This window comes from Paraburkholderia phenazinium (assembly GCF_900141745.1).
In the GTDB taxonomy this organism is placed as follows: Bacteria; Pseudomonadota; Gammaproteobacteria; order Burkholderiales; family Burkholderiaceae; genus Paraburkholderia; species Paraburkholderia phenazinium_B.
In genome coordinates, this window is record NZ_FSRM01000002.1 from 3,441,415 (window position 1) to 3,457,285 (window position 15,871).

General features: G+C 59.7%; 16 protein-coding genes. 12 read left to right on the plus strand and 4 right to left on the minus strand.

Annotated features, from left to right (window positions below; genetic code table 11):
* Positions 1-12: 12 nt before the first annotated feature.
* Positions 13-1,047: a LacI family DNA-binding transcriptional regulator gene (locus tag BUS06_RS35285; protein ID WP_074268871.1), complete on the minus strand. Its 1,035-nt coding sequence runs from the start codon at positions 1,045-1,047 to the stop codon at positions 13-15.
* Positions 1,048-1,273: 226 nt separating this feature from the next.
* On the opposite strand from BUS06_RS35285, the gene BUS06_RS35290 reads away from it, so the two are divergent.
* The 5 genes from BUS06_RS35290 to BUS06_RS35310 all read left to right on the plus strand — a co-directional run bounded on the left by BUS06_RS35290 (position 1,274) and on the right by BUS06_RS35310 (position 6,322).
* Positions 1,274-2,584 carry an extracellular solute-binding protein gene (locus tag BUS06_RS35290; RefSeq protein WP_074268872.1) on the plus strand — a complete coding sequence of 437 codons (1,311 nt, stop codon included), beginning with the start codon at positions 1,274-1,276 and terminating at the stop codon, positions 2,582-2,584.
* Between the two features lie 70 nt (positions 2,585-2,654).
* Positions 2,655-3,581, plus strand: coding sequence for a carbohydrate ABC transporter permease (locus tag BUS06_RS35295; RefSeq protein WP_254369056.1), 927 nt, complete (start codon positions 2,655-2,657; stop codon positions 3,579-3,581).
* Positions 3,578-4,453 (plus strand): carbohydrate ABC transporter permease, encoded by an 876-nt coding sequence (locus BUS06_RS35300; protein WP_174567556.1) that lies wholly within the window; start codon positions 3,578-3,580, stop codon positions 4,451-4,453. Before BUS06_RS35295 ends, BUS06_RS35300 begins: the two co-directional genes overlap by 4 nt.
* Before the next feature lie 68 nt (positions 4,454-4,521).
* A complete protein-coding gene (locus BUS06_RS35305; RefSeq protein WP_074268874.1) occupies positions 4,522-5,649 on the plus strand; it encodes a Gfo/Idh/MocA family protein in 1,128 nt (375 codons plus the stop codon).
* Positions 5,642-6,322 (plus strand): ThuA domain-containing protein, encoded by a 681-nt coding sequence (locus tag BUS06_RS35310; RefSeq protein ID WP_074268875.1) that lies wholly within the window; start codon positions 5,642-5,644, stop codon positions 6,320-6,322. Before BUS06_RS35305 ends, BUS06_RS35310 begins: the two co-directional genes overlap by 8 nt.
* A gap of 254 nt (positions 6,323-6,576) precedes the next feature.
* On the opposite strand, the gene BUS06_RS35315 is transcribed toward BUS06_RS35310, so the two are convergent.
* The gene (locus BUS06_RS35315; protein WP_074268876.1) at positions 6,577-6,882 is read right to left on the minus strand and encodes a DUF4148 domain-containing protein; all 306 of its coding nucleotides are present in this window, start codon (positions 6,880-6,882) and stop codon (positions 6,577-6,579) included.
* A 308-nt stretch (positions 6,883-7,190) separates the two neighbouring features.
* Between BUS06_RS35315 and BUS06_RS35320 the strand changes: the two genes are divergently transcribed.
* The 5 genes from BUS06_RS35320 (at position 7,191) to BUS06_RS35340 (ending at position 12,486) form a co-directional block, all read left to right on the plus strand.
* The gene (locus BUS06_RS35320; RefSeq protein ID WP_074268877.1) at positions 7,191-7,397 is read left to right on the plus strand and encodes a hypothetical protein; all 207 of its coding nucleotides are present in this window, start codon (positions 7,191-7,193) and stop codon (positions 7,395-7,397) included.
* A gap of 867 nt (positions 7,398-8,264) precedes the next feature.
* Positions 8,265-9,482, plus strand: coding sequence for a cell wall anchor protein (locus BUS06_RS38015; protein ID WP_167379458.1), 1,218 nt, complete (start codon positions 8,265-8,267; stop codon positions 9,480-9,482).
* 361 nt (positions 9,483-9,843) lie between these two features.
* Entirely contained in the window at positions 9,844-10,026 is a 183-nt protein-coding gene (locus BUS06_RS35330) for a hypothetical protein (protein ID WP_074268879.1), read from the plus strand.
* Between the two features lie 102 nt (positions 10,027-10,128).
* Positions 10,129-10,815, plus strand: a complete 687-nt coding sequence (locus BUS06_RS35335) for an HD domain-containing protein (protein ID WP_074268880.1) — start codon at positions 10,129-10,131, stop codon at positions 10,813-10,815.
* Between the two features lie 219 nt (positions 10,816-11,034).
* Entirely contained in the window at positions 11,035-12,486 is a 1,452-nt protein-coding gene (locus BUS06_RS35340) for a catalase (protein ID WP_074268881.1), read from the plus strand.
* Positions 12,487-12,522: 36 nt separating this feature from the next.
* Here the strand turns inward: BUS06_RS35340 and BUS06_RS35345 are convergent, their stop codons facing one another.
* Positions 12,523-13,188 (minus strand): O-methyltransferase, encoded by a 666-nt coding sequence (locus BUS06_RS35345; protein ID WP_074268882.1) that lies wholly within the window; start codon positions 13,186-13,188, stop codon positions 12,523-12,525.
* Positions 13,189-13,283: 95 nt separating this feature from the next.
* Here BUS06_RS35345 and BUS06_RS35350 point away from each other — a divergent pair, with 95 nt between their 5' ends.
* Positions 13,284-13,916 carry a TetR/AcrR family transcriptional regulator gene (locus BUS06_RS35350; protein WP_074268883.1) on the plus strand — a complete coding sequence of 211 codons (633 nt, stop codon included), beginning with the start codon at positions 13,284-13,286 and terminating at the stop codon, positions 13,914-13,916.
* A gap of 33 nt (positions 13,917-13,949) precedes the next feature.
* Here the strand turns inward: BUS06_RS35350 and accD are convergent, their stop codons facing one another.
* Positions 13,950-14,822, minus strand: coding sequence for an acetyl-CoA carboxylase, carboxyltransferase subunit beta (accD, locus tag BUS06_RS35355; RefSeq protein ID WP_074268884.1), 873 nt, complete (start codon positions 14,820-14,822; stop codon positions 13,950-13,952).
* A gap of 392 nt (positions 14,823-15,214) precedes the next feature.
* Here accD and BUS06_RS35360 point away from each other — a divergent pair, with 392 nt between their 5' ends.
* On the plus strand, positions 15,215-15,829 hold the full coding sequence (locus tag BUS06_RS35360) for a thioredoxin fold domain-containing protein (RefSeq protein ID WP_143787707.1): 615 nt from the start codon (positions 15,215-15,217) through the stop codon (positions 15,827-15,829).
* Positions 15,830-15,871 lie beyond the last annotated feature (42 nt).

The window sequence follows — 15,871 nt, forward strand, 5'->3', positions numbered from 1 at the left end:
TGGGTCGTAGCGCTACCGCTGCGCGACACGCTTTTCTGCAGGGCGCGCTGTGGAGTTGCGGAGGATCAGATCGGTCGGCAACGTGATGCGATCCGAGGGCAATTCGATCCCGGCAATCCGGGCCAACAGGATGTTGACCGCCGATCTCCCCATCTGCTGTAGCGGCTGACGAATGGTCGTCAGCGGAGGATAAACCTGCGAGGCCATCGGCACGTCGTCGAACCCGATGATGGACACGTCGTCCGGAACACGCATTCCCAGTTCATGCGCTGCGGCAATCGCACCAAACGCGCTCAGATCATTCGCGGCGAAGATCGCAGTGGGTGGACGCTTTAACTTCAACAGATGCGATGCCGCCTTGAAACCCATCGCCTGACTAAACCGCCCAATCGCTGTCAAGCTCGCTTCAGGACGCAAGCCCTGTTGTCGCATCGCGTCATTAAAACCGCGCGCCCTGTCTTGCGCAGCGGTCAGCCGCTCGTCACCGCTGATAAAAGCAATCCGCGTATGACCAAGCTCGACCAGATGCTGCACGGCCAGGCGTGCGCCTTCATAGTTGTCCGATGCAACCGAGGGATATTGCGGGAAAACACCACGCTGATCCACCACCACGACCGGGACATCCGCCTCGTTCAACGCCTTCAGATAAGGCGCATCATCGTGGGGAAGGATAGCCACCAGTCCGTCCGAAAACTGCTGCAGCAGCGTCAACACGTTGTGATGCGTCTCGCGTTCTTCGTCGAATACGGGGTACACCAGCATCTCGTATCCCGCCTTCCGCGCTGCCCGGCCCGAACCGATGATCAACTCGCTAACGAACTGATCCTGCCGGACCGGGGTGAGCAAGCCGACAATCCGGGTACGCCCGCCTGACAATTTCTGCGCGGTCCGATTAGCGACATAACCGATCTCCGCGGCAATGCGCAGAACCTTGTCGCGTGTCTGCTCCGACACCCCATGACGGTCATTGATGGCGCGCGACGCGCTCATCTGGGAAATGCCGGCCAACTCCGCGAGCCGCGCCAACGTGGGGGTCTGTCTTGCCATGAGCAAAAATCAACTTAGTAGGATTAACCAATCACCACAGCCGATTGTCGCAATGCAAGTTGCATCGGCTGGGGCACGTGGTCCGCGGCCACCGGGTCTGAAGACCCCCTACCCGGGCTCCCGGCTCGGGTAAATACGCATTTCATCGAGGATGGCCACTCACTAGTATTGTTACATAACGTTAGCGGTAACGCTATAAAACATTTTATAACTACAGTGGAAAGATATGAACGGAATCGTTTCGATCTTCAACTACCGCCGGACCCTGACCATTGCCTGTGCAGCGCTCTCCACAGGCCTCGGTGCGTTGGGACCGGTGAGCATGGCCGCTGCTCAAACGAAAACGCTGACCGAATGGGATTCGCAAACGGTCGGCGCAGGCCCGAAGATCATCAACGATGCCGCCGCGCGGTTCGAGAAAGCCAATCCCGGCTTCAAAGTCGAGTCATCGCACGTCCTGAACGATGCGTACAAGACCAAACTGAAAATCGCGTTTGGTGCGAACCAGCCGCCCTGCGTGTTTTCGAGCTGGGGCGGTGGTCCTTTGCGCGAGTATGTGAAGTCCAGTCAGGTGGTCGATCTCACGCCTTATCTTCAGCAAAATCCCTCGTTTCAAAGCCGTTTTCTGGACACCGCGTGGCCGGCAGCCACCTTCGATAACAAGGTTTGGGCCATCCCTGCCGAGAACACGTCGGTAGCCGTCGTGTTCTATAACAAGGAGATTTTCGACAAGTACAAGCTGACGCCCCCGAAGACCTGGGACGACTTGCTCCATGTGATCAACGTACTGAAAGCGAATAACATTGCGCCCTTTGCGTTGGCCAACAAAAACAAATGGACGGGGTCCATGTACTACATGTACCTGGTCGACCGTATAGGCGGGTCCGATGTGGTCCGCCGAGCGGTCATGCGAGCGCCAGGTGGCAGCTTCGCCGATCCCGCTTTCGTAGAGGCAGGCACGCGCGTGCAGGAACTGGTCAAGGCGGGCGCTTTCGCGCAGGGATTCAATGGGCTCGACTACGACATCGGCGCGTCAAGACGCCTGCTCTATTCCGGGCGCGCAGCAATGGAACTCATCGGGAGTTGGGAAGCATCCACCGTGAAAGCGGAGAACCCGGCGTTCTATTCAAAGCTCGACTACTTTCCCTTTCCTACCGTGCCCGGTGGCAAAGGCAACCCGAACGATGTGATCGGCACGGTGGGCGATAACTTCTACAGTATCTCCAAGGCCTGCCCGGATCCGCAGGCAGCGTTCAAACTGATCGAGTCGATGACGGACGATCAATCCATGCGGGAGCGCGTGGCGGACACACGCATACCGCCGGTCAAGAACCTGGAAGTCAGCGATCCGATGCTTAAACGCTTTCTAAAGACGGTCTCCGATGCACCCGCGGTGCAACTCTGGTACGACCAGGAGTTGCCGCCGGCGCTCGGCGAATTGCACAAAAACACGACGCAGGCGCTGTTCGGGCTGACGATGACCCCGCAGGAGGCCGCACAGCAGATGGAAGCCGAAGCGAAGAAGGACCTTAACTGACTACCCTCAGTTTGCTTGAGCGGCGGGCGTCCGGCGACCGGCCGATTTCCTTCGACTGACGGAGAAAGATGTGAGTTTCATCAAGCTTCCCATGGTGCTCATGCCGAAGCGATCGCGCCTGGGAAGACCGTCCGCGTTAGTCTCGGCGACGTTTCTCGCGCCCGCCATCGCGTTGCTCGGCCTCTTCCTGCTGTACCCCTTGATCTCGAGCTTCCGCTTGTCGACGCTCGACTGGAATGGACTCGGCGCCACGGAACACTTCATTGGCGCCCAGAACTGGATTCATCTCGCGCACGATCCGGCATTTTTTAAAGCAGTCCGCAACAACCTGATACTTGCAGTGTTCTCCGTGCTGATCCAGATGCCGATCGCCTTGACGCTCGCCGTCATGCTCGACAAGGCCGGCCGCGGATCACGCACCCTCAAGATCCTGTATTTCCTGCCCCTGTTGATGTCGAGTGTGGCCATCGGTGTCGTGTTCAAGAACGTGTATGACCCGAACTTCGGTCCGCTAAATGCGGCCTTGAACGCCCTTGGGTTTGGCAATCTGGCGCAAGACTGGCTAGGCGACGGACGCTTCGCTTTAGGCGCCACGCTGGCGGTAATCTGCTGGCAGAACATCCCGTTCTACATGATTCTCTTCATGGCCGGCCTCTCTTCCCTCTCGCCGGAGTTGCGCGAAGCAGCACGCCTTGACGGAGCCTCTCCGTGGAGGATTTTTTGGCACATCGAATTACCGCATCTGCAAGGCACGTTGCGCACGGGGGTGCTGCTTGCCGTAATCGGTTCGCTGCGCTATTTCGATCTGATTTTCGTCATGACGGGCGGCGGTCCTGACGGCGCATCGGAACTCATGGCGACCTACATGTACCGCACAGTCTTCAGTTCGTTTCAGCTCGGCTACGGCAGCACTATCGCCTCGGCGATGTTCCTGATCGTGCTCGTCGTCGCCAGCGTCACCCTGACCCTGACACGCCGCTTCGAGACGCAGATATGAAAGCGATCCCCAACATTCATGTTGAATCGGATACCCCATTTCGTACCCCCGGGTTTTCCGTATCGCGGGCAATGGTGCTGACGCTCGGTATCGGCTGGCTTGCGGTAACGACGCTGCCCTTTCTGTTCGTCGTGGTAACCAGCCTGAAGTCCCAGCAGGACACATATTCCGGATCGGCCTGGTCGCTCCCGTCGGCTCTTGACCTGAGTAACTATCAAGCAGTCCTGCAAGGCGGATTTTGGGTCTACCTGCGCAATAGCCTTTTCGTGGTGGGACTGTCGACTACGTTGATCCTGTTGACCGCCTCAATGGCCGCCTACGTATTCGCGCGCATGAGCTCGCGGCTCAACAGATCGATTTTCTCGATTGTCGTCGCGGGGATGATCGTGCCGCTGCACGTCACCCTGGTACCGGTCTATCTCATGACACGCACAGCGGGGCTATACGACACACCGTTCGCCTTGATCGGCCCTTATGTCGCCTCTAGCCTGCCGGTTTCGATCTTTATTCTCACGGAGTTCATGCGCCAGATTCCGCGTGAACTGGAAGAAGCCGCGCTGCTCGACGGCTGCGGACCGTTTGCCATTTTCTGGCGAATCTTCGTTCCGCTGTCGGGGCCGGGACTTGCCACGGTCGCCATCTACAACGCGATCGCGTTGTGGAATGAATTCATCTTTGCCTATGTCCTCACCTCGACGCCAGGCAATCGCACGCTGCCGCTTGCAGTGTGGGACTTCCAGGGCCAGTACGCAGCGAATATTCCAGCCACCCTGGCGGTTGTCACGCTGACGTCCTTGCCGTTGATCGTCGCCTACGCGTTCGGCCAGGAACGCATCATAAAAGGGATGATGGTCGGCTCCGTCAAGGGGTGAAATGCTTTAGAAATTTTTCCCATCGGCCTGCTGGTGGGCACCTGTTCATTCGTTCGAGGCAACGTCATATGACTTCAGCATCGCATCACAAGCTGCGTGTCGCGGTTGTCGGCTGCGGCTTTATCAGCGAAATCTATCTCACCAACCTCGCGAAGTTCGCCGACGTCGAGGTCTGCGCCGTCGCGGATCTCGACACGGAACGCGCACGGGCTTCAGCTCTCCGTCACCGGGTGGAGCGTGTTCTTACCGCCGACGCGGTCTTTGAAGACTCCGGCATTGACCTGATCCTCAATCTCACGCAGCCTGCCCAGCATGCGGAGATAGCGCGGCACGCGCTGCAGTCGGGCAAGCACGTCTACAACGAAAAGCCGCTTACCCTCGACCTCGATGCGGCACGCGGACTGATCGAGACGGCCCGCTCTGCCGCGCTGCAAATCTGCTGTGCGCCGGACACAGTACTGGGCGCAGGGATCCAGACCTGCCGTCAATTGATCGATAGCGGCGCGATCGGCGAGCCGATCGCCGCGACAGCCTTCATGACCAACCATGGGCATGAAGGCTGGCACCCTGACCCGGCGTTCTACTACCAGCCAGGCGCCGGCCCGATGTTCGACATGGGGCCGTATTACCTGAGTGCGCTGGTCAATCTGATCGGGCCGATCGATTCCGTATCGGCATTTGCGCGCGCGAGCTTTCCGGAACGCATCATTGGGAGCAAGCCCAAACGCGGTCAGCGGATCGCAGTGAATACGCCAACCCACGTCGCCGGGCAGATGCAGTTCGTCAACGGTGCAATCGGAACCATTGTGACGAGCTTCGACATCTGGGGGGCAAAACTGCCCTTCATCGAAGTGCATGGAACAGAAGGCAGCCTGAGCGTGCCGGACCCCAATACGTTCGGCGGTCCAGTCAGTCTGAAGGTTCGCGACGGCGAGTGGACTGACGTGCCGCTCTCGCACCCCTATAGCACCAACACCAGAGGGCTCGGCATCGCGGAACTGGCGCATGCGCTCCAGACCGGCGAGCGTCCGCGCACGGATGGCGAGATCGGCTATCACGTGCTGGAGGTCATGCACGGCTTTCTTGCCGCGGCGACCCGGCGCCAGACCGTATCGATCGACAGCACTTTCCAGCGGCCTGCACCTATGTCGACGCAGCCTCTGGCGATGACAAACGAGGGAATCACCCATGCCTGAAAACAACCTGACACCACGCCGCTCGGCATTGATGGTCTGGGGCGGTTGGGACGGCCACGAGCCGCGCCTGACGACCGAGCGCTTCGCAAGCCTGCTCGAGCGGCAAGGGTTCACGGTAGAGATTCACAACGATCTTGGCGTATACCTCGACCGTGACCATCTCGCTGAGCAGAATCTGATCGTCAACTGCTTCACCATGGGCCAGCTGGACAAACCTCAAACGGAGAATCTGCTCGCAGCGGTTCGTGGCGGTGTGGGTTTCGGAGGCTGGCACGGGGGCGCCGGCGACGCGTTCCGTGCGAACCCCGACTACCAGTTCATGGTGGGGGGCCAATGGGTTGCGCATCCCGGCAACATCGTGGACTACACCGTTCAGATCACGGCACCCGATGATCCCGTTATGCACGGTCTCGCCGATTTCTCGATGCACTCAGAGCAGTACTTCATGCATTTTGATCCGAGCAACGAGGTTCTTGCGACGACCTGCTTCGACGGGCCGTATGTTCGGGAACATGAGCCACAGGTAACGGGTGTCGTCATGCCGGTCGCGTGGAAACGCAAGTGGGGCAAAGGCAGGGTGTTCTATTCTTCGCTGGGGCACGTCAACGCCGATTTCGAGGTCCCGCAAGCGCGCGAAATCATGTTGCGTGGACTGCTTTGGGCCGCGCGCTGAATAGGGTGACGCGGTTGCCCGGACGTGAACCAGCATTGATGAATAACAAAAAGCGCCCAGACCGTGAAGGCCTGAGCGAAGCCATCGGGAATCCGACGGCGGAGGTGTTCAAAACAAAACCGGCTCGCTACTGCGGTCCAACCCGCTAGCGAGCCAGTTTCGTGGATGGTGACGTGTCGCGGCGCAATGCCTTGACTGCACGGTATTCGCTATGCCGACGCGTCAAGATCCTTCAGCGTGTGTCTGGCTAGACCTTAGTGGCCGTACATCTCGTTCCACTCGGCCTTCGAAATGGCCCGGTGTCCTGTATCCGACGAACCGTTTGCGACGCCGCCGACGTCAGTTGCACCGTTTTGTGCGGCGACTTTGGCTTCTGCAGCCTGCAGGTCAGCCGGGTACGTGGCATTGTCGGCCGAGGCGGGGTTATAACCGGCCTTTTCCAGTTGAACCAGTTGACTGCGCACTTCTGCACGCGTCAAAGGTTGGTTCGATTGAGCAAATGAAACCACCGGAGCGGAAAGAGCGACAGCGATGGCGACAGCCTTGATGATCGAGTTCATGATTAAAACCTCCACAAATTGTTTTACACGGCGCTGCAAACAGGTTGATGTGCAGCAGGTGAATACAGTCTATGAGGCGAGCAGCCCAGGGTAAATACCTAAGTTTGGAAATGACTTTTCTCGGAAATCTGACAATCGGGACGCCCGCTCGGTGCAATGCCGACGGTCGCGGACAGCGGGGCCGGATCAACACCTCGCCCCGGATCCTGCGCTCAGCCCACTAGCGCGCTCAGAAGTCGGTCGCCCGCGGTGGCGGCAGGAATGCCCGCTTCAGATGCGAACTCGAGTCGTCGTTATGGCGGAACAATGTGCCCTTCAGCGCGCTTTTCGACAGACCACGAACGCTCACCATTCAATTTGAATTGGTGTCCGAACTATCGGCCTTAGCCAGCCGTGCCTGCGTATGGCTGCCGCCGGACGCGATGCTCGAACAGGCGCCGAAACACGCGCGTGTAAAACATCCGAAGCACATCGAACTACACGTCAAAGCTGACATCGAAAAACTCGAAGCGTGAGGCGCGAACAACCTACTACGAATGCTCTGAGCCATGCATCGCTCATCTCATTCCCAGGTTTACCCTCGGCCGCCCTTGCATCAGCGGATGGCATTCACGCAAATTCGGTCGTTTTTGCAGCATTTTTCTCGCCGAGGAAATTTTTTACTCTCGATCAATGATCAGATGAGAGTGTCTCCCAGATTCTAAAATCCCCTCACCGCGAAATCTGTACGACCGACGTTTGACGGAGAAATCGCATCGGCCTCTGCGGGCGCAATCCCCTCTATCAACGCACTCCCATCTGTTTAAAACCAGCACGTTTAATTCGGATTCCATACTGATTGTCAGAAAATTCCATTTTCATTTTAGCCCGGTAAATCTAACGCTATTTGACAGTTTTTAACTTCGTATTACGAGTAAATCCGCTCGCATCTGCTCTATGCGTGTGGTGCCGAACAGTGTGTCTGTACCTGCTCCACTACCTTTCATTTGCGTCTGTATCAACGGGATGCATCCCCTTTGCGTCGGGTATAGAGGTGCACGCGCCACGCGCACGGATCACATTCCGTCATATCCAGATCTGTTCTACGAGCGGACTTCGGGGAATGGTTAGGAGACCCACGATTCCGCCTGACACGGTCACGAAGACCCGGCCTCTGTAAGCGGGAGGACTTTGAACGGCTCCCCAGGAACCGGCTTCGAATAGATAATTAGGGGTACGATATGAAAAGATATAAAAGTGCATCCGCCTCGATCGGAATGTGCAGGATAGCGATTGCAACCGCAGTGACCTTATATGCGGGAATGGCTTGTGCCCAATCGAATCCATACGCCGCGCAAACTGCGCCACTCTGGAAGAGCGAGAGTAGTCCCCCGCAATTTGTGTTGGCTCAAGACCCGACGCAAGATTGTCCCCAGTCAAGCACGCATGGATGCCGCAAGGAGGACGGTAATGGCCTGCCGGCGTTGCTTAGTGGCCTGCAAGATTCGGATACCGGTGGCACGGTAGGTCCGCAAAGCGCATTCGGCGCGGGCACCCCGTCGAGTGGAACGAATGGCACGGCGTCCGGAAGCCAGGGATCAGGGAGTGGTGGAACCGGCAATGCCGGGGCCGGGGCTGCGGGTGGTGGTGGTAAAGGTAGCGGTGGTGCGGGTAGTGGGAGTGGTGGGTCTGGGAGTGGTAGTTCGGGCAGTGGTGGATCCGGTACGGGTGGATCGGGTACCGGTGGAGCGGGTACCGGTGGCTCGGGCACCGGTGGTTCGGGCACCGGTGGTTCGGGCACGGGCGGCTCGGGCGCTGGTGGTTCGGGCACGGGTGGTTCGGGCACGGGCGGCTCGGGCACGGGCGGCTCGGGCACGGGCGGCTCGGGCACTGGCGGCTCGGGCACTGGTGGTTCGGGCACGGGCGGCTCGGGCACGGGCGGCTCGGGCACGGGCGGCTCGGGCACGGGCGGCTCGGGCACGGGTGGCTCGGGCACGGGTGGCTCGGGCACCGGCGGCACAGGCACGGGTGGCTCGGGCACCGGCGGCACAGGCACGGGTGGCTCTGGCAGTGGTTGTGCGGGCGACAGCGGCCACGGTAGCGGCGACGGCGGTCACGGCTCCGGTGACGGTGGTCACGGCAGCGGCGATGGCGGCCATGGTAGCGGCAGCGGCCACAGTTCCGGCGACGGCGGCCATGGCAGCGGCGACGGTGGTCACGGCTCTGGTGACGGTGGTCACGGCTCCGGTGACGGCGGTCACGGCTCCGGCGACGGTGGTCACGGCTCCGGCGATAGTGGTCACGGCTCCGGTGACGGCGGTCACGGCTCTGGTGACGGTGGTCACGGCTCCGGTGACGGCGGTCACGGCTCCGGTGACGGTGGTCACGGCTCCGGCGACGGTGGTCACGGCAGCGGCAACGGTGGTCACGGCAGCAGCAACGGAGGCCACGGCTCCGGCGATGGCGGCGGTCACAGCAGCGGCGGCTTCGGCAGCGGCGGCCATAGCGGCGGTTTCGGCAGTGGCGGCTTCGGCAGCGGCGGTCACGGGGGCGGCTTCGGCAGTGGCGGCCACGGAGGCGGCAGCAGTGGCGGTTGCGGCGGCGGTCACGGCGGCCACTAACCTCAGCAACTCCGCACTAAAACCGCTCTAGCGAACCGAAAGCATCTTCGCGTAAGCCCTACGCGAAGATGCTTCATCCCATGCGCGAACGTCATCCAGACCCAACGCAACGAAACCCACACAACCACCAGAATCAAACCATCCGGGCCTTCACAGCGTGCACTGAACACGCACCCCAAGCCCGCGAATCGGCACTCCCCGCTTGTCCGAAAACGAGCCAATCACCTCAATAAACTCACCCTATCCCCCGCCACGGCAGAAAACGTCGTGCGCCTGGCAGTGATGCACGGTTCTTCGTCGTTGCCCGTCAAGGGGCGTTGACCAATACTGGTCTCCATCAACACGACTTCGGACGGACATCATGAACCACCCTGTCGAACACCCCTCACTCGCTGCCGCGCCCGCTTCGGCTACCGTCCGCAGCGCCACGTTTCGCGCACTCGCCGAACACGCTGTGCATGCGAGTGAAGACGATCTCCTCGACGAGTATTTGATGCTGACGTTTCCCGCCAGCGATCCAGTCTCACCTGGCTTTTTCACCTGAATAGCAGCATCGGGTCGCGGGCGCCCCGCTTCACCGCTCGCGGCCAGCACACTCGCCAGAACCACTATCAACAGCTCCTCAACCATCACTAAGGAATGCTATATGACTACCACCATCGCCGGAATCAAGATCCCCGACAGCATCATGGCACGTGCTGCTACTGAACTGGTCCGCGACACCGAACCGGACCTGCTCTACAACCATTCCCGGCGTGTGTTCCTGTTCGGCGCACTCTCCGGTCAACGCAAAAATCTCAAGTACGATCCGGAGCTGCTGTATATCGGCGCCATGTTCCACGACATGGGGCTCGTCGATGCATACAGCAGCAAGAAAGACCGCTTCGAAGTCGATGGTGCAAACGCAGCGCGCGACTTCCTCACGCAGTATGGCGTGAACGAATATGACATCGAGCAGGTCTGGACCTCCATCGCACTGCATACGACGCCGGGCGTTCCCGAACACATGAAGCCCGTCGTCGCGCTGGTCACCGCCGGCGTCGAGATGGATGTGCTCGGTCTCACCTATCACGAGTTCAGCGAAGAACAACGGATCCAGGTCGTCGCCGCGCACCCGCGCGAGAAATCCTTCAAGAACGACATCATCGATGCGTTCGCTCAAGGCACGATCAAGAAACCCGAAACCACGTTCGGCAACGTCAAGGCCGACGTTCTCGAGCTTCGCGACCCGACCTACAAGCGCCTGAATTTCTGCCAGATCATCCTTGGCTCCGCATGGGACGACAGCCAGGCCGGTCACTCTCACCACGCCGGCTGCGGCTGCGCGGACTAAAGGAGGATCGTCATGCAGCACCTCGCACGCGGAGAAAACGCAATGGGCGCGGCCAATCGCATGGGAGCGCCCGATACGCCGGCGCAGCTGGAACGGATCCTCCAAGGCGCGGGGCCTTCCTCGTAATTCTGGACAGGAAACGGCGAGTCCGCAGGCAATGACCGCCTCTGCACCTCTCGCCCTCCCTCTATATCTTTGGAATCAAAGGAGTTGATTAGCATGGCGAAGCTCACAACCGTATTCGGCGCGCCCGTCGTCGACAACCAGAACATCAGGACTGCCGGACAACGCGGTCCCGCATTGCTCGAAGACGTGTGGTTTCTCGAGAAGCTGGCGCATTTCGACCGTGAGGTGATCCCCGAACGGCGGATGCACGCGAAGGGATCCGGCGCATTCGGAACCTTCACCGTCACGCACGACATCACGCAATACACGCGGGCAAAGATTTTTTCGGCAATCGGCAAGAAGACCGAGATGTTTGCCCGTTTCTCGACCGTTGCCGGCGAACGCGGTGCGGCTGACGCGGAACGCGACATCCGCGGTTTTGCGCTCAAGTTTTATACCGAGGAAGGTAACTGGGATCTGGTTGGCAACAATACGCCAGTCTTTTTCCTGCGCGATCCCCTTAAATTCCCCGACCTGAACCATGCAATCAAGCGCGATCCGCGCACGGGTCTGCGCAGCGCAGAAAGCAACTGGGACTTCTGGACGCAGCTTCCTGAAGCGTTACACCAGATCACGATCGTGATGAGCGAGCGAGGCATTCCTAAAACTTTCCGTCATATGCACGGATTCGGAAGCCACACATTTAGCTTTATCAATGCGAAGAACGAGCGCTATTGGGTCAAGTTCCACTTCCGTTCGCAGCAAGGAATCGAAAACCTGACGGATGCCCAGGCTGAAGCGCTGGTTGGCCGCGATCGCGAAACACATCATCGCGACCTTTACGAAGCGATCGAGCGCGGCGAATTTCCTCGCTGGACTCTGTCCGTGCAGATCATGCCGGAGAAGGACGCCGGCGGCTATCACATCAACCCATTCGATCTGACGAAGGTCTGGCCGAAAAGCGACTATCCGCTCATCGAAGTGGGCGTGATGGAATTGAACCGTAATGCCGAGAACCACTTCGCCGATGTCGAGCAGGCAGCGTTCGCGCCGGCCAACGTTGTACCGGGCATCAGCTTCTCGCCCGACAAGATGTTGCAAGGGCGCCTCTTCTCGTACGGCGACGCCCAGCGCTATCGTCTGAGCGTGAACTACCATCAGATCCCCGTGAACGCTCCGCGCGGCGCAAGGTACGTGCACAGCTATCACCGCGACGGGCTCATGCGCGTCGACACGAACTCAGGTGGCGCGACCTCCTATGAGCCGAACACGCGCGGCGAATGGCAGGAACAACCCGATTTCCGCGAACCGCCGCTGTCAATTGAAGGCACGGCCGATCACTGGAATCATCGTGTGGACAACGACTACTATTCTCAGCCCGGCGCGCTGTTTCGCCAGATGACCCCCGCGCAAAAGCAGGCGTTGTTCGAGAACACCGCGCGGGCCATGAACGGCGTATCGAAGCCGATTCAGCAACTGCATGTCGAGCATTGCACGATGGCCGACCCCGCCTACGGCGCGGGCGTCGCCAAGGCCATCGAGGCGCTGCAAAAGCAGTCTGTGTAGTCTTCGTCGCGGCGTGGCGCCGCGTGGCGCGGCGGCCTACAACTTGATCGAAACTTCTACGTCGTCCGCCAAGCCTTGCGAGAAGTATCTGCCGCTCGAACGCACGATTTCCAGGTACTCCGGGCTCCAGTCGGCGTTGTCGGCCACGAGCACGGAGCCTGCGCGTAAGCGCGGTTCGAGCAGCGAGCAAACCGCCGGGTACAGCGCCTTCGCTCCATCGAGCAGGACCAGGTCGACGTGCTCCGGCAGTCCGCTCGCAAGCGTTTCGAGCGCATCGCCCTCGCGCACCTCAACCAGGTCGCCGAGACCGGCAGCGGCAATCGTCCTGCGCGCCGCGGCAACCTTCGAAGACTCGAACTCGGTGGTGATCAGCAGTCCGCCGCCGTTGTCCCGCAACGCTGCGGCCAGGTGCAAAGTCGATACGCCAAACGACGTACCGAACTCGATAATCGAGTGCGCCTTCGTCATGCGCGCATACATATAGAGCAGCGCGCCGGTCTGCCTCGAGACCGCAAGATGGAATTCCTTCGCATGCCTATAAAACCCCTGATAGTCCTCGGATCGCGCGCTTGCCATCAATGCATCGCGTTCCGCGGATGAGAGAGCGGCCATCTGCCTGTGCATAAGCGCCCGCGATGCGTCTGCATCGGCGAATAGCTGTTCCAGAACGGTAGATACGGGCGGTTGAGTCAGTGTGATCATGAATGAACCCTTTGAATGGAATACACGTTGTTGTGCATGTGGATAGAATACGAACAATTAGTCGCATTTACTATTCGCATTCGGAAGGCACAGACATGAAACGCCGGCAAGGCCCCGTCGTGACAGCACGTAAGCGTCCACAGCAGGAACGTTCAACCCGCCTTGTAGCGGACATTCTTGAAGCCGCAGTTCGCGTTTTAGAGCGGGAAGGCGCGCCGCGTTTTACCGCAGCACGGGTAGCGGAAGCGGCTGGGGTGAGCGTCGGCTCTCTCTACCAGTACTTCCCGAACAAAGAGGCCATGCTGTTCCGGCTGCAGACAGAGGAATGGACAAGGACCCACGCGTTGCTGGAGAGCATCCTCAACGACCCCACGCGCCCTCCTCTGGACCGGCTGCGCTCAGCCGTGCAGGCATTCTTCCAGACCGAATATGAGGAAGCTGCGTTTCGCATTGCACTCGAGGATGCGGCGCCGCTTTATCGCGAATCGCCCGAGGCGCGCGAGCAGAAGCAAGCCGGTATGCGCGTGGCAGTCGCCTTCGTGAAGGAAGCGCTTCCTGATCTGACGACCGCGCGCCGTGCGTTTGTTGCCGAGGTGTTGGTGACAACCATGTCGCAAGTCGGTGAAGCGGTTTCCGAAAAGGCGAAGTCGAAAGCCGATGTCGAAAAATGGGTCGCGGAAATGGCCGACATGTTATGCGCGTATGTGGAACACCTGGCCGCACGATAGCCGGCCAGCGCATCTAAATTTGATCCGTCAACATCACATAATCGCATCCGTCGCCTGCAAGGTCAGGAGTGCCATCAGTTGTGCAATTTCGTCGCGCATCTTTCGGCGGTCCACAATCATGTCTATCGCGCCCCGCCGCAGCAGGAACTCCGGGCGCTGATATCCCGCCGGTAATGTCTCGCGTACTGTTTGCTCGATTACCCGCTCGCCCGTAAACGCGATCATTGCCTTCGGTTCGGCCATCACCACGTCGCCGAGAAAGGCGAAGCTTGCCGATACGCCACCTGTGGTTGGATTCGTGAGCACGGAGATGAACGGCAGTCGCGCGTCCGCCAGCCGCGTCAACATGGCGGTGGTTTTGGCCATTTGCATCAACGAATACACGCTTTCCTGCATGCGTGCGCCGCCAGACGCGGCAATGCAAACGAAAGGCGTACGTTGCTCGAGGGCGTTTTGTACGCCGCGCACAAATCGTTCGCCGACAGCCGACCCCATCGAACCTGCCATGAATCCGAACTCGAAGCACGCCACCACGGCCGGAATCGAGTGGATGGCCCCTCCCATGACCACCAGGGCGTCAGTCTCTCCCGTGTCTTCCATTGCTTCGCTCAGGCGATCGGGATAGGTGCGGTTGTCCTTGAAATTCAGAGGGTCGACCGGCAATACTTCGCGGCCAATCTCACAGCGCCCTTCCGCGTCGAGCAGATGGTCCAGCCGCTCACGGGCGCCAATAGGCATGTGATGAGAACATTTAGGGCAGACATGAAGATTCGCTTCGACGTCGCCGCGATAAAGCACCGCTTCGCACGCTGGGCACTTGAACCACAGGCCTTCAGGAATGACCTTGCGGCGTGCCGGATCGCTTTGCTTGATCTGCGGCGGCAATAAGTTGTCGAGCCAGTTCATACCCTCTCCCGTTCACAGCGTCATCGCAACCACATTCAGTGCGACGACATGAATGACAAAAGTCAGCGAGCAGATAATCAGTAACTGGGCGTCCATGACCGATCCGGTAGTCGCGAGCCGTCCAAAGTCTACCTGATCGAGGAACGGCAACCGTGGGGTCGCCAACCAATCAAGGCCGAAGTCCAGGCAAGCGCGGGCCAATCTGATATTCGGGCACGGTCACGATCGCCAGATCGCTACGAGACCCCATTTTGCCGCTGTGAATGCCGCGCGGCGGACCTCCTGCCTGCGTAGCTGCGCACGCCAAACTCCAGGATCGTGGACAATTGGCGAACTCACGCCGTTGTACGTTCAACCTGCGTACGTTCGACCTGCATCCAGAGGAGCGTTTTATGTTCAAACCTGTAAGACATGCCGTTGCTGCGGCCGCGATCATGGTGTCCGGTTTTGCTGTAGCGGCGGACCAGCCCGCCCCCACCTATCTGCCGGCCTCAGCAGCGGCGACGTTCGAGAACGCGCCGGCGATCGTGGAAGGCGCTTCGGGCAAAAACGTCAAATCGACGATCTATGTTTTCATGGACCCCAACTGCATCTTCTGTCACTACGCATGGAAAGCGTTCCAGCCCTACGAAGCCGCCGGCTTGCAGGTGCATTGGATCCCGATGGGCTTCCTGAAACCGGATTCGGCCGGCAAGGCCGCCGCACTGCTCCAGGCACAGGATGGTCCGGCGCTGATGCATGAACTCGAGACGAAATTCTCCGAGAAAGAAGAGTCCGGCGGCATCGCACCGTTGGCAAAGGTGCCGCCAGCGACGCAAACCAAGCTGGACGGCAATATAAAAACGTTCCAAAGCCTCGGCTTCGACGGCACGCCGACCATCATCTACATGACGAGCGGTGGCCGCTGGGCAGATGTCAGCGGCTTGCCGCCTTTGAGCTCATTGCCGGCCATGCTGAATCTGCCGGAACAGCCGATTACCGATCCGTCTTTGCAGCGGTTCCGCTAGATCGCCACTGCTTTCCACAGACATTTTCATTTTGTGACTATC

Bases quoted from the DNA above. Each gene is read 5' to 3' on its own strand.
- BUS06_RS35285 (WP_074268871.1), bottom strand. From the start codon at position 1,047: ATGGCAAGACAGACCCCCACGTTGGCGCGGCTCGCGGAGTTGGCCGGC.
- BUS06_RS35330 (WP_074268879.1), top strand. From the start codon at position 9,844: ATGAACCACCCTGTCGAACACCCCTCACTCGCTGCCGCGCCCGCTTCG.
- BUS06_RS35315 (WP_074268876.1), bottom strand. From the start codon at position 6,882: ATGAACTCGATCATCAAGGCTGTCGCCATCGCTGTCGCTCTTTCCGCT.
- BUS06_RS35350 (WP_074268883.1), top strand. From the start codon at position 13,284: ATGAAACGCCGGCAAGGCCCCGTCGTGACAGCACGTAAGCGTCCACAG.
- accD (WP_074268884.1), bottom strand. From the start codon at position 14,822: ATGAACTGGCTCGACAACTTATTGCCGCCGCAGATCAAGCAAAGCGAT.
- BUS06_RS35290 (WP_074268872.1), top strand. From the start codon at position 1,274: ATGAACGGAATCGTTTCGATCTTCAACTACCGCCGGACCCTGACCATT.
- BUS06_RS35300 (WP_174567556.1), top strand. From the start codon at position 3,578: ATGAAAGCGATCCCCAACATTCATGTTGAATCGGATACCCCATTTCGT.
- BUS06_RS35335 (WP_074268880.1), top strand. From the start codon at position 10,129: ATGACTACCACCATCGCCGGAATCAAGATCCCCGACAGCATCATGGCA.
- BUS06_RS35360 (WP_143787707.1), top strand. From the start codon at position 15,215: ATGTTCAAACCTGTAAGACATGCCGTTGCTGCGGCCGCGATCATGGTG.
- BUS06_RS35310 (WP_074268875.1), top strand. From the start codon at position 5,642: ATGCCTGAAAACAACCTGACACCACGCCGCTCGGCATTGATGGTCTGG.
- BUS06_RS35305 (WP_074268874.1), top strand. From the start codon at position 4,522: ATGACTTCAGCATCGCATCACAAGCTGCGTGTCGCGGTTGTCGGCTGC.
- BUS06_RS35345 (WP_074268882.1), bottom strand. From the start codon at position 13,188: ATGATCACACTGACTCAACCGCCCGTATCTACCGTTCTGGAACAGCTA.
- BUS06_RS35340 (WP_074268881.1), top strand. From the start codon at position 11,035: ATGGCGAAGCTCACAACCGTATTCGGCGCGCCCGTCGTCGACAACCAG.